This is a genomic window from Enterobacter cloacae complex sp. IR53041, assembly GCF_049238285.1.
Taxonomy (GTDB): domain Bacteria; phylum Pseudomonadota; class Gammaproteobacteria; order Enterobacterales; family Enterobacteriaceae; genus Enterobacter; species Enterobacter roggenkampii.
The window spans coordinates 228,741-240,654 of sequence record NZ_JBMKHB010000004.1; the positions used below are offsets into that span (position 1 = coordinate 228,741).

13 protein-coding genes, 1 tRNA gene and 2 pseudogenes are annotated in these 11,914 nt (G+C 55.8%); 11 read left to right on the forward strand and 5 right to left on the reverse strand.

The window, feature by feature from the left end; translation table 11 throughout:
• The first annotated feature begins 158 nt into the window (after positions 1-158).
• On the forward strand, positions 159-818 hold the full coding sequence (gene trhA, locus ACOTXF_RS05065; RefSeq protein ID WP_008499713.1) for a PAQR family membrane homeostasis protein TrhA: 660 nt from the start codon (positions 159-161) through the stop codon (positions 816-818).
• 84 nt (positions 819-902) lie between these two features.
• Here the strand turns inward: trhA and ygfZ are convergent, their stop codons facing one another.
• On the reverse strand, positions 903-1,883 hold the full coding sequence (gene ygfZ / locus ACOTXF_RS05070; RefSeq protein ID WP_008499712.1) for a tRNA-modifying protein YgfZ: 981 nt from the start codon (positions 1,881-1,883) through the stop codon (positions 903-905).
• A 294-nt stretch (positions 1,884-2,177) separates the two neighbouring features.
• On the opposite strand from ygfZ, the gene sdhE reads away from it, so the two are divergent.
• Positions 2,178-2,444, forward strand: a complete 267-nt coding sequence (gene sdhE, locus ACOTXF_RS05075; RefSeq protein ID WP_006178375.1) for an FAD assembly factor SdhE — start codon at positions 2,178-2,180, stop codon at positions 2,442-2,444.
• Entirely contained in the window at positions 2,425-2,835 is a 411-nt protein-coding gene (locus tag ACOTXF_RS05080; RefSeq protein ID WP_021242050.1) for a protein YgfX, read from the forward strand. The genes sdhE and ACOTXF_RS05080 overlap by 20 nt, the downstream gene beginning before the upstream one ends.
• A gap of 6 nt (positions 2,836-2,841) precedes the next feature.
• On the opposite strand, the gene fldB is transcribed toward ACOTXF_RS05080, so the two are convergent.
• Entirely contained in the window at positions 2,842-3,363 is a 522-nt protein-coding gene (fldB, locus tag ACOTXF_RS05085) for a flavodoxin FldB (protein ID WP_232927156.1), read from the reverse strand.
• A gap of 101 nt (positions 3,364-3,464) precedes the next feature.
• On the opposite strand from fldB, the gene xerD reads away from it, so the two are divergent.
• From xerD to lysS, 5 genes are all read left to right on the forward strand, one after another.
• Entirely contained in the window at positions 3,465-4,361 is an 897-nt protein-coding gene (gene xerD / locus ACOTXF_RS05090; RefSeq protein WP_232927159.1) for a site-specific tyrosine recombinase XerD, read from the forward strand.
• Between the two features lie 28 nt (positions 4,362-4,389).
• Positions 4,390-5,103 (forward strand): bifunctional protein-disulfide isomerase/oxidoreductase DsbC, encoded by a 714-nt coding sequence (gene dsbC / locus ACOTXF_RS05095; protein WP_008499708.1) that lies wholly within the window; start codon positions 4,390-4,392, stop codon positions 5,101-5,103.
• 5 nt (positions 5,104-5,108) lie between these two features.
• On the forward strand, positions 5,109-6,842 hold the full coding sequence (recJ, locus tag ACOTXF_RS05100; RefSeq protein WP_232927162.1) for a single-stranded-DNA-specific exonuclease RecJ: 1,734 nt from the start codon (positions 5,109-5,111) through the stop codon (positions 6,840-6,842).
• Positions 6,843-6,932: 90 nt separating this feature from the next.
• Positions 6,933-8,031, forward strand: a protein-coding gene (gene prfB, locus ACOTXF_RS05105) for a peptide chain release factor 2 (protein WP_095908218.1) whose coding sequence is annotated in 2 segments (ribosomal slippage) — positions 6,933-7,007 and positions 7,009-8,031 — 1,098 coding nt in all. Because the reading frame shifts where the segments join, the coding sequence is not laid out codon by codon here.
• A 9-nt stretch (positions 8,032-8,040) separates the two neighbouring features.
• The gene (gene lysS / locus ACOTXF_RS05110; RefSeq protein WP_023309094.1) at positions 8,041-9,558 is read left to right on the forward strand and encodes a lysine--tRNA ligase; all 1,518 of its coding nucleotides are present in this window, start codon (positions 8,041-8,043) and stop codon (positions 9,556-9,558) included.
• Positions 9,559-9,596: 38 nt separating this feature from the next.
• Here the strand turns inward: lysS and idi are convergent, their stop codons facing one another.
• Positions 9,597-10,139: an isopentenyl-diphosphate Delta-isomerase gene (gene idi / locus ACOTXF_RS05115; protein WP_008499704.1), complete on the reverse strand. Its 543-nt coding sequence runs from the start codon at positions 10,137-10,139 to the stop codon at positions 9,597-9,599.
• A gap of 163 nt (positions 10,140-10,302) precedes the next feature.
• Between idi and actS the strand changes: the two genes are divergently transcribed.
• From actS to ACOTXF_RS05130, 3 genes and pseudogenes are all read left to right on the forward strand, one after another.
• A complete protein-coding gene (gene actS / locus ACOTXF_RS05120) occupies positions 10,303-11,046 on the forward strand; it encodes an amidase activator ActS (RefSeq protein WP_025912449.1) in 744 nt (247 codons plus the stop codon).
• A gap of 80 nt (positions 11,047-11,126) precedes the next feature.
• Positions 11,127-11,200 (forward strand) — tRNA-Gly (locus tag ACOTXF_RS05125).
• An 89-nt stretch (positions 11,201-11,289) separates the two neighbouring features.
• Positions 11,290-11,427 (forward strand): annotated as a pseudogene (locus ACOTXF_RS05130) (hypothetical protein); the annotation flags it as partial.
• 124 nt (positions 11,428-11,551) lie between these two features.
• On the opposite strand, the pseudogene ACOTXF_RS05135 reads toward ACOTXF_RS05130, so the two are convergent.
• Both ACOTXF_RS05135 and ACOTXF_RS05140 read right to left on the reverse strand, forming a co-directional pair.
• A pseudogene (locus ACOTXF_RS05135) lies at positions 11,552-11,778 on the reverse strand (NIPSNAP family protein).
• Positions 11,779-11,834: 56 nt separating this feature from the next.
• On the reverse strand, positions 11,835-11,914 hold an 80-nt coding region (locus ACOTXF_RS05140; protein WP_001401901.1), incomplete at its 5' end, for an IS1 family transposase.

Consider the following 11,914-nt stretch of genomic DNA (forward strand, 5'->3'; position numbering starts at 1 on the left):
TGTGAACAAATGTTAGGTGAAAAATTTATTTATGCCTATGATTTATAGTCATAAATTTTGATGTGAAATTATTTTAGCTAACAGGTGTTCACTGGAATCATTCTCAGTTAGCATAGTGATGCGATGAATAATCATCTTTTGTTTTCCCGGAGTTTTGTATGGTGAGCAGACCATTAATCGCACAGGGATATTCGCTGGCTGAGGAAATAGCCAACAGCATCAGCCACGGCATTGGCCTGGTGTTTGGGATTGTCGGTTTAGTGTTATTGCTGGTGCAGGCGGTAGACGCCGATGCCAGCGCGATGGCGATTACCAGCTACAGCCTCTATGGCGGGAGCATGATCCTGCTGTTTCTGGCCTCGACGCTGTATCACGCGATCCCGCATCAGCGGGCCAAGATGTGGCTCAAGAAATTTGACCACTGCGCTATCTATCTTCTCATTGCAGGTACCTACACGCCGTTTCTGCTGGTGGGGCTCAACTCACCGCTGTCGCGCGGGCTGATGATCGTTATCTGGAGCCTGGCGCTGCTCGGGATCCTGTTTAAGCTCACCATCGCGCACCGGTTTAAGGTGCTGTCGCTGGTTACCTATCTGACCATGGGCTGGCTGTCGCTGATCGTGGTGTACCAGCTGGCAATCAAACTGTCGATAGGGGGCGTAACGCTGCTTGCCTTAGGCGGCGTGGTGTATTCGCTCGGCGTGATTTTTTACGTCTGCAAGCGCATTCCGTACAACCATGCTATCTGGCACGGCTTTGTGCTGGGCGGCAGCGTGTGCCACTTTTTGGCGATTTATTTGTATGTGGGGCAGGTGTAGTTTTTCGTCGGGTGGCGGCTTCGCCTTACCCGACCTACGGGATAAGTAGGCCCGGTAAGCGCAGCGCCACCGGGCGATACAGCATCACTCTTCCAGAGAATACGGCAGCGGCTCGATGCTCAGCGTGTTCACATCGTCACGCACGCGGAACACGCTGTCAGCTTCCATGTCGTTGTTCATAACGGCCTGCACCAAAAGACGTCCATCATCCAGCTGTACGGCGGCTAATACGGTGCCGGTTCGGCGCCAGTTTTCACCCATCTTTAGCTCTAAATCTTCCCCTGCTTCAGGTACGCGGCTGGCATGGCCCGCAAGTGTCCATAACGCGCGTTTGTTTGCCCCGCGGAATTTTGCTCGTGCGACCATCTCCTGGCCGGTGTAGCAGCCTTTTTTAAAGCTGATGCCGCCCAGCGCCTGCAGGTTCGTTGCCTGAGGAATAAACTGCGCGCTGTTTGCAGCGTCAATGATCGGCAGACCCGCTTCGATGTTCAGCGCCAGCCACTGCTGGCTGTTGTTGAGCTGCGCTTCGCCGCGCAGCGCTTCGGTCACGCGTTCGGCAGTTGCCGCATCCGTGACTAACAGGAAACGCTCCGCCGGGTGTTCAAACCACAGGATTGAGGTGGCGCCTTCGCTGACGAGCTGCTTTTCGGCATCCGGCAGTTCGCTGAACAGGTTTTTCAGCGCCGCACGCGCCTGGAAGCCGGCCACACCCAGCAGGACATGTTCGTCGTCTGCGGCAATGGTGACTTTGGAAAAGACCGCGTATTTTTTCAGCTCTTTGAGCTGGGCGTCTCGCAGGCTGCGGCGCTCAATAAAGGCAAAGCCGTCCTGACGGCGGAACAGACGCAGGTTGCTCCACATTTTGCCTTTTGGGTCGCAATGGGCGGCCAGCAGGTGCTGGTGTTCGGTCATCTGGCTGACGTCTGCGGTCACCTGGCCCTGCAGATATTTTTCGGCGTCGGCACCGGTGAGCGTTGCCAGCGCCCAGTCATCAAGAGAAATAAGCGTCAGCGGCAGACGCGCAGAGGCGGCGGGCTGGCGAGGAGAAAATGGTGTAAAGGCCATAACGATATCCTGAATTGCTTAACGCTTTGATAATGCCTAATGGTAAAAGAGCCTGCAGGCAATGCAAGCGCTTTCAACAGGCCATTTGTGCCATAAACCGGTTCTGCGTAGCGCCACGCAAAATAGTGTAATCCGCTGTCTTTGTAGGGATTATTCTGGAAGCCTGCTCGTTGATCGCAATATTCCAGTAATGAAACGGTCAAAAACACGTTACACTAGCTGGTGTCCCCGTAGAGAAATAAAGAACACCGAATGGGGTACCGACTGTGCCAAACGTAATGCAGGAAACTGAACATGGATATTAACAACAAGGCCCGTATTCACTGGGCGTGCCGTCGCGGCATGCGTGAACTTGATATTTCCATCATGCCTTTCTTCGAATATGAGTATGACACCTTAAGCGACGACGATAAGCGTCTGTTTGTTCGCCTGCTTGAGTCTGACGATCCGGATTTATTCAACTGGCTGATGAACCACGGCAAACCCGCCGACACCGAGTTGCAACGGATGGTGCAATTAATTCAAACACGGAATCGGGAACGTGGTCCTGTGGCAATCTGATCTTCGCGTCTCGTGGCGCTCGCAGTGGATGTCTTTATTGCTCCACGGCCTGGTTGCGGCCTTTGTGTTACTGATGCCGTGGCCACTGAGCTATACGCCGCTGTGGCTGCTGCTACTTTCGTTTGTCGTTTTTGACAGCGTACGCAGCCAGCGTCGCATTAATGCCCGTCAGGGAGAGATCAAGTTACTGATGGATTCCCGCCTGCGCTGGCAGGGAAAAGAGTGGGATATTCTCGGTATGCCCTGGATGCTCAACTGCGGCATGATGTTACGGCTACGCAAGGTGGACGGCGGGCGTTGCCAGCATCTTTGGCTGGCGGCTGACAGTATGGATGCTGCCGAGTGGCGAGACCTGCGCCGGATGCTATTGCAACAGACGACGCAGGGGTAATACGCGTTAGCTAAACTTTTCTGCCATTTCGCCGAGAATCTGCTCGCACCAGGTTTGCAGACGTTCATCGCTAAGATCGTACTGGTTGGTTTCATCCAGCGCGAGCCCAACAAACAGCTCGCCGTCGGCAGTAATCGGTTTTTTACTGGTGAACTCGTAACCTTCGGTTGGCCAGTAGCCGATGAACGACACCCCTTTCGGCGCCAGCTTGTCGTGCAGCATGCCGAGCGCGTCCAGGAACCATTCCCCGTAACCCAGCTGATCTCCCATGCCGTACATGGCAATGATCTTGCCGTCGAGATTGACTGAATCGAGTTGATCCCAGATGGCTTCCCAGTCTTCCTGTATTTCACCGAAATCCCAGGTTGGGATGCCGAGGATCAGTACATCGTACTGTTCCATCAGCGCGACCGCGTCATCTTTCAGGTTATGCAACGTCACCAGTTCCGGGCCAATGATGTCGCGAATTTTCTCTGCCGCCATTTCGGTGTAGCAGGTGCTGGAACCATAGAACAGACCAATATTCATCGCGTAACTATCTCAATTCATGCTTTGACTTTGCGCGTAGTGTACCAGAAACCGGTCACAATCAGGCATAATGGCCTGACTGCAGAATCAAAGGGGCTGATGTGGAAAAGGATCTCGCACTCGTTGAACAGTTTCTCGACGCGCTGTGGCTGGAAAAAAATCTGGCCGAGAATACGCTCAGCGCCTACCGGCGCGATCTTACCATGCTGGTGGAGTGGCTGGCCCGTCGGCAGCTCTCGCTGGCGAGCGCGCAAAGCGACGACCTGCAGGCGCTGCTCGGTGAACGTGTAGAAGGGGGATACAAAGCCACCAGCTCTGCACGCTTGCTCAGCGCCATGCGTCGGCTGTTCCAGCATCTCTACCGTGAGAAGATCCGCGAAGACGATCCCAGCGCGCTGCTGGCATCCCCTAAGCTCCCGCAGCGGCTGCCGAAAGATCTCAGCGAAGCACAAGTTGAGAGATTATTACAGTCACCGGCTGTTGACCTGCCGCTGGAGTTACGCGATAAAGCCATGCTTGAGCTATTGTATGCTACTGGCCTGCGCGTTTCGGAGCTGGTTGGCCTGACGATGAGCGACATCAGCCTGCGTCAGGGCGTGGTGCGCGTCATCGGTAAAGGAAACAAGGAAAGGCTGGTTCCGCTGGGCGAAGAGGCGGTTTACTGGCTGGAAACGTATCTGGAGCACGGTCGCCCGTGGCTGCTCAACGGCGCGTCTATCGACGTTCTGTTTCCGAGCCAGCGCGCGCAGCAGATGACGCGGCAAACGTTCTGGCATCGCATTAAGCATTACGCCACACTGGCCGGTATCGACAGTGAAAAGCTTTCGCCGCACGTATTGCGTCATGCCTTCGCGACGCATCTGCTCAACCACGGCGCGGATTTACGCGTGGTGCAGATGCTGCTGGGACATAGCGATCTTTCCACGACGCAAATTTACACCCATGTCGCGACGGAACGCCTGCGGCAGCTACACCAACAGCACCACTCTCGTGCGTGAGTGCCGACGAATTGTAACAGGATCAACTATGAAAAAGAGTTTCGCGCTGTTCACCCTGCTGGCAGCCTCCTTCACCGGTTTCGCCCATGCTGACGACGCCGCTATCAAACAGTCGCTCGCTAAGCTTGGCGTCACCGGCAGCGATATTCAGCCAGCACCGGTCGCCGGGATGAAAACGGTACTGACCAACAGCGGCGTGCTGTACGTCACCGAAGACGGTAAACACATTATTCAGGGGCCGATGTACGACGTGAGCGGCGCGCAGCCGGTCAACGTGACCAACCAGCTGCTGATGAAAAACCTGAACGCGCTCGAAAAAGAGATGATCGTCTATAAGGCGGCGCAGGAAAAACACGTTATTACCGTCTTCACCGATATCACCTGCGGCTACTGCCACAAGCTGCATGAAGAGATGAAAGACTACAACGCGCTGGGTATTACCGTGCGTTACCTGGCCTTCCCGCGCGCGGGCGTGCAGAGCCAGCCGGAGCAGGACATGAAGGCCATCTGGTGTGCAAAAGACCGCAACAAAGCGTTTGACGACGCGATGAACGGCAAAGGCGTTAAGCCGGCCTCCTGCGACATTGATATCGCTAACCACTACGCGCTGGGCGTGCAGTTTGGCGTGAGCGGTACGCCAGCGATTGTCCTGAGCAACGGGTACGTCGTTCCGGGCTATCAGGGACCAAAAGAGATGAAAGAGTTCCTCGACGCGCACCAGAAACAGGTTAGTGGTAAATAATCCGCGTGAAAGCCCCGATAAAATTGCGCCGCCGCGAGGCGGTTGAACCGATTGATTTGCCGGACGATCTCCCGCCGCTGCTGAAGCGCCTCTACGCCAGCCGCGGCGTGCGTCGTGCTGAGGATCTTGAACGTAGCGTAAAAGGGATGCTGCCCTGGCAGCAGCTGAACGGCATCGAAAAAGCCACTGAAATGCTCTACAACGCCCTGCGTGAGAACACGCGTATTGTGGTAGTAGGGGATTTCGATGCCGACGGCGCAACCAGCACCGCGCTGAGCGTGCTCAGCCTGCGCGCGCTGGGCTGCGATAACGTCACGTATCTGGTGCCGAACCGTTTTGAGGACGGCTACGGACTCAGCCCGGAAGTGGTCGATCAGGCCCACGCCCGCGGTGCGCAGATGATCATGACCGTCGATAACGGGATCTCTTCCCATGCGGGGGTCGATCATGCCCACGCGCTGGGGATCCCGGTGCTGGTTACCGATCACCATCTCCCCGGTGAAACGCTGCCTGCCGCCGACGCGATTATTAACCCCAACCTGCGCGACTGTGATTTTCCGTCGAAATCCCTCGCGGGCGTAGGCGTGGCGTTTTATCTGATGCTGGCGCTGCGTACCCTGTTACGCGACAAGGGCTGGTTCGAATCCCGCGGTATTGCCGCACCGAACCTGGCCGAATATCTCGATCTGGTGGCGCTGGGTACCGTCGCTGACGTGGTGCCGCTCGATACCAATAACCGTATTTTGACCTGGCAGGGCTTGAGCCGTATCCGGGCGGGCAAGTGCCGTCCGGGGATCAAGGCGCTGCTGGAAATCGCCAACCGCGACCCGCTCAAGCTGGCGGCAAGCGATTTGGGCTTTGCGCTCGGGCCGCGCCTGAACGCTGCCGGAAGACTGGACGATATGTCCGTTGGCGTCGCGCTGCTGCTGTGCGACAACCTCGGTGAGGCGCGCGTGCTGGCCAACGAGCTGGACGCCCTGAACCAGACACGTAAAGAGATTGAGCAGGGAATGCAGGCCGAAGCGCTGACCCTGTGCGAAAAACTGGAGCGCAGCGGCGACATGCTGCCGGGCGGCCTGGCGATGTACCATCCCGAGTGGCATCAGGGCGTGGTCGGCATTCTGGCGTCGCGCATTAAAGAGCGCTTCCACCGCCCGGTGATTGCGTTCGCCCCCGCGGGCGACGGCACGCTGAAAGGCTCTGGCCGCTCGATTCAGGGCCTACATATGCGCGACGCGCTGGAACGGCTCGATACGTTGTATCCGGGCCTGATGATCAAGTTCGGCGGCCATGCGATGGCGGCTGGCCTGTCGCTGGAAGAGGCGAAATTCGACGAGTTTCAGCGCCTGTTCGGCGAGCTGGTCACCGACTGGATTGACCCGGCCCTGCTGCAGGGGGAAGTGGTGTCCGATGGCGAGCTTTCACCGCTTGAGATGACGATGGACGTGGCGCAAATGCTCCGCGATGCCGGTCCATGGGGGCAGATGTTCCCGGAGCCGCTGTTCGATGGCCGTTTCCGCCTGCTGCAGCAGCGCATCGTCGGCGAGCGTCATCTGAAGGTGATGGTTGAACCGGTCGGCGGCGGCCCGCTGCTGGACGGCATTGCCTTTAACGTTGACACGGCGGTATGGCCGGACAACGGCGTGCGCGAGGTCGAGCTGGCGTACAAACTGGACATCAACGAGTTTCGCGGCAACCGCACCCTTCAGATCATCATCGACAATATCTGGCCAATTTAGCGGCAGTAATCTCTATAAAAAAGGGCGTGGATTCGGTACAATCCCGCTCTTATCACCGCATTTTGACAAGTCCATAAAAGAAAACAGACCATGTTTGAAATTAATCCGGTAAAAAACCGTATTCAGGACCTCACGGAGCGCTCTGACGTTCTTAGGGGGTATCTTTGACTACGATGCCAAGAAAGAGCGTCTTGAAGAAGTAAACGCCGAGCTGGAACAGCCGGACGTCTGGAACGAACCTGAACGCGCACAGGCGCTGGGTAAAGAGCGTTCCTCTCTCGAAGCTATCGTAGATACGCTGGATCAAATGGCCCAGGGGCTGGAAGATGTTTCCGGTTTGCTGGAGCTGGCCGTCGAAGCCGACGACGAAGAGACCTTTAACGAAGCCGTAGCAGAACTCGACGTGCTGGAAGAGAAGCTGGCGCAGCTTGAATTCCGTCGCATGTTCTCCGGCGAATACGACAGCGCTGACTGCTATCTTGATATTCAGGCAGGTTCCGGCGGTACCGAAGCGCAGGACTGGGCCAGCATGCTGATGCGTATGTATCTGCGCTGGGCCGAAGCGCGCGGCTTCAAAACCGAAATTATCGAAGAGTCTGAAGGTGAAGTGGCCGGTATTAAATCCGTCACCATCAAGATCATCGGTGATTACGCCTACGGCTGGCTGCGCACCGAAACGGGCGTTCACCGCCTGGTGCGTAAGAGCCCGTTCGACTCCGGTGGCCGTCGTCATACCTCCTTCAGCTCCGCGTTTGTTTACCCGGAAGTTGATGAAGATATCGATATCGAAATTAACCCGGCGGACCTGCGTATCGACGTTTATCGCGCATCCGGCGCGGGCGGCCAGCACGTTAACCGTACGGAATCTGCGGTGCGTATTACCCACATTCCAACCGGGCTGGTCACGCAATGCCAGAACGACCGTTCCCAGCATAAGAACAAAGACCAGGCCATGAAGCAGATGAAAGCGAAGCTTTATGAGCTGGAGATGCAGAAGAAAAATGCTGAGAAACAGGCGATGGAAGACAACAAGTCTGACATCGGCTGGGGCAGCCAGATCCGTTCTTACGTCCTTGATGACTCCCGCATCAAAGACCTGCGTACCGGGGTTGAAACCCGCAACACGCAGGCGGTGCTGGACGGCAGCCTGGACCAATTTATCGAAGCAAGTTTGAAAGCAGGGTTATGAGGAACCAACATGTCTGAACAACAAGCACAGGGCGCTGACGCGGTAGTCGATCTTAACAACGAACTGAAAACCCGCCGCGAGAAGCTGGCAGCGCTGCGCGAGCAGGGCGTGCCGTTCCCGAACGATTTTCGTCGTGACCACACCTCAGACCAACTGCACGCTGACTTCGACGCGAAAGAGAACGAAGAGCTGGAAGCGCTGAACGTTGAAGTGGCCGTTGCGGGCCGCATGATGACCCGTCGTATCATGGGGAAAGCCTCCTTCGTGACCCTGCAGGACGTTGGCGGCCGTATTCAGCTGTACGTGTCCCGTGACGATCTGCCGGAAGGCATCTACAACGAGCAGTTCAAGAAGTGGGACCTGGGCGATATCCTGGGCGCGAAAGGTAAACTGTTCAAAACCAAAACCGGTGAACTGTCTATCCATTGCACCGAGCTGCGTCTGCTGACCAAAGCCCTGCGCCCGCTGCCTGACAAATTCCACGGCCTGCAGGATCAGGAAGCGCGCTATCGTCAGCGCTACCTGGATCTCATCTCTAACGATGAATCCCGCAAGACCTTCAAAATTCGCTCCCAGATTATGGCCGGTATCCGCCAGTTCATGGTGAACCGCGACTTTATGGAAGTGGAAACCCCGATGATGCAGGTGATCCCTGGCGGCGCGTCTGCGCGTCCGTTCATCACCCATCACAACGCCCTGGACCTGGACATGTACCTGCGTATCGCGCCGGAACTGTACCTGAAGCGTCTGGTGGTTGGTGGTTTTGACCGCGTGTTCGAGATCAACCGTAACTTCCGTAACGAAGGGATCTCCGTTCGTCATAACCCAGAGTTCACCATGATGGAACTCTATATGGCGTACGCGGATTACAAAGATCTGATCGAGCTGACCGAATCCCTGTTCCGTACCCTGGCTCAGGATATTCTGGGCACCACGCAGGTTCCTTACGGTGAAGAAGTCTTCGACTTCGGCAAGCCGTTCGAAAAACTGACCATGCGCGAAGCGATCAAGAAGTACCGTCCGGAAACCAACATGGCCGATCTGGATAACTTCGATTCTGCGAAAGCGATCGCCGAAAGCATCGGTATCAAGGTTGAGAAGAGCTGGGGTCTGGGCCGTATCGTGACCGAGATCTTCGAAGAAGTGGCCGAAGCGCACCTGATTCAGCCGACCTTCATCACCGAATACCCGGCGGAAGTCTCTCCGCTGGCGCGTCGTAATGACGAGAACCCGGAGATCACTGACCGCTTCGAATTCTTCATCGGCGGCCGTGAAATCGGCAACGGCTTTAGCGAGCTGAACGATGCAGAAGACCAGGCTCAGCGCTTCCAGGATCAGGTTGACGCGAAGGCGGCAGGCGACGACGAAGCGATGTTCTTCGACGAAGACTACGTGACCGCGCTGGAGCACGGCCTGCCACCAACGGCGGGTCTGGGTATTGGTATCGACCGTATGGTGATGCTGTTCACCAACAGCCACACCATCCGCGACGTGATCCTGTTCCCGGCGATGCGCCCGGTGAAATAAGGCGTTAAGATGTAAAAAAAGCCCCGAAAGGGGCTTTTTTATTGCGCCGCGAAGGCTATGAGTTTTTCGCGGGCGGTCGTCGCTTCCATGACCATCCACGGGCTGAAGGCCCAGGGCGTCGCGTCCAGCGCACGGAATAGCGCATCAAGCTCAACCCACTGATAGTCCATCACTTCATCTTCGTTTATCGTCACGTCATTGGTGATGCGGGCGGCGAACACCGGGCAAATTTCGTTTTCCACGATCCCGGACGGGTCGGTTTCCCGATAGCGAAATTCAGGGGCGACGGCGGTGATATCGGTCAGTTCTGCGCCCACTTCGAAGCGGCAGCGGCGGATTATCGCCTGGACTGTCTCTTCACCCGACTGCGGGTGGCCGCACACGGAGTTGGTCCAGACGCCGGGCCAGGCTTTTTTGCTTAAGGCGCGTCGGGTGATCAGACATTCGCCTTTTGCGTTAAAAAGCCAGGAAGAGAACGCCAGATGCAGCGGGGTGTGTAACGTGTGCGCGGCATACTTTTCCTGAGTGCCAATCACCATTCCCTGGTCGTTTACCAAAATAACGTGTTCTTGAATACTCATTGATGCTCCAGTGCCAAATTGCCGAGTGGTTCAGCACCATCAGCCGAAGCATTATACTGCATTCTTATACGAACGGTTTGGCTCGTAGAGCGGAAAAGGGCATGACCCCTGTTCGTTTTGGCTGTTATCATAGTGCGCCATTCACGCTGACCGAGGATCTGTTTTGTTTGCAGGAAGCCTGACGAGAAAACCCCTTACCGCTATTTTTTGCCTGACGCTGACGCTATTACTGGTGGGCTGTTCAGGGAGCAAATCTTCGGATACGGGAAGCTATTCCGGTTCGGTCTACACCGTCAAACGCGGGGACACTCTGTACCGGATTTCGCGCGCAACGGGAACCAGCGTGAAGGATCTGGCGCGTCTGAATAACCTTTCTCCGCCCTACACCATCGAGGTGGGGCAGCAGCTGAAGGTTAGCGGCGGATCGTCCTCCGGTAAAAAATCCTCTTCGAAAGGCAAAACCGCCAAAGTGACGCCGTCCTATCAGGTGCCACAATCGTCATGGCCGCCGGTTGGACAGCGCTGCTGGATTTGGCCTGCCAGCGGTAAAGTGGTCGCCCCTTACTCACTCTCTGAAGGTGGCAACAAGGGTATTGATATCGCCGCTGCGCGCGGTACGCCGGTTTATGCCTCCGGCGCCGGGAAGGTGGTTTATGTGGGGAACCAGCTGCGCGGCTACGGTAACCTGATCATGATTAAGCATGGCGAAGACTACATCACGGCCTATGCGCACAACGACACGATGCTGGTCAACAACGGGCAGAACGTCAAAGCCGGGCAGAAGATTGCCACCATGGGCAGTACCGGTACGGATTCAGTGAAGCTGCATTTCCAGATTCGCTACAAGGCGACGGCCATCGATCCGCAGCGCTATCTTCCTGCGCCCGGCAGCAAACCGAAGTGCTAAGTGATTATTTAATCGCCGGTTAGTTGTGAAGAGGCTTGTATGAAGGTGCGTAAGGTCTATAATGCCTTACGCACCTCAAAGCGGGCGTAGTTCAATGGTAGAACGAGAGCTTCCCAAGCTCTATACGAGGGTTCGATTCCCTTCGCCCGCTCCAGAATTCCCCTAACGTATTCATTCCACTATCTTTTTCTAAACCATACGTGACGGCGCTCGTGATCCTCCTACAAAGGGGTCATACAGCCGATGGCGCAGCGTGATAATCTATATCGACGTCCAAGTGGTATCTATGTTCTGCGGATCACCGTTCCGGTTCGTTATCGCGCCCTGATAGGGCAGCGTGAAATTCATGCATCTATCAAGGCGTCATCGACGCGCGGCGCAGACATAAATCGTAAGATGTGCCAAACGCACCAGGAAGCTATGTGGCGCTTTTTTTATTAAGGGTAGTATTTTCATAGTGCCAAATTTTGAGGCGCTTAAAATGCGTCTGGTGAATCCATATAACCTACGATTGCACCCGCAGCCCTTCCACGTTTCTAGTTGGTAGATTCATCACTGTTTTAATGCTGGTCTCTATGCTGCCAACGATGTTTTCGCGTGGACCGCTGTGCCAGTCATCGCTTGCGTAAAAAGCATTGAGAGCCGCAGCCATTTTTCAGCGCTGTCAAAGGTGCGAATGAGGTAGTAGCAATCCGGGTCATGAAGCGAGTTGCCAAACGAAACAACATCGATCCCATGGCGGCGGTATAAAGTGTCTGCTGAACTGACCGATAGGTAATGACTCCAACTTACTGATAGTGTTTTATGTTCAGATAATGCCCGATGACTTTGTCATGCAGCTCCACCGATTTTGAGAACGACAGTGACT

What these genes read in the sequence shown, in the direction of transcription:
- dsbC (WP_008499708.1), top strand. Translation starts at nt 4,390, where the DNA reads ATGAAAAAGAGTTTCGCGCTGTTCACCCTGCTGGCAGCCTCCTTCACC.
- sdhE (WP_006178375.1), top strand. Translation starts at nt 2,178, where the DNA reads ATGGATATTAACAACAAGGCCCGTATTCACTGGGCGTGCCGTCGCGGC.
- ygfZ (WP_008499712.1), bottom strand. Translation starts at nt 1,883, where the DNA reads ATGGCCTTTACACCATTTTCTCCTCGCCAGCCCGCCGCCTCTGCGCGT.
- trhA (WP_008499713.1), top strand. Translation starts at nt 159, where the DNA reads ATGGTGAGCAGACCATTAATCGCACAGGGATATTCGCTGGCTGAGGAA.
- lysS (WP_023309094.1), top strand. Translation starts at nt 8,041, where the DNA reads ATGTCTGAACAACAAGCACAGGGCGCTGACGCGGTAGTCGATCTTAAC.
- fldB (WP_232927156.1), bottom strand. Translation starts at nt 3,363, where the DNA reads ATGAATATTGGTCTGTTCTATGGTTCCAGCACCTGCTACACCGAAATG.
- idi (WP_008499704.1), bottom strand. Translation starts at nt 10,139, where the DNA reads ATGAGTATTCAAGAACACGTTATTTTGGTAAACGACCAGGGAATGGTG.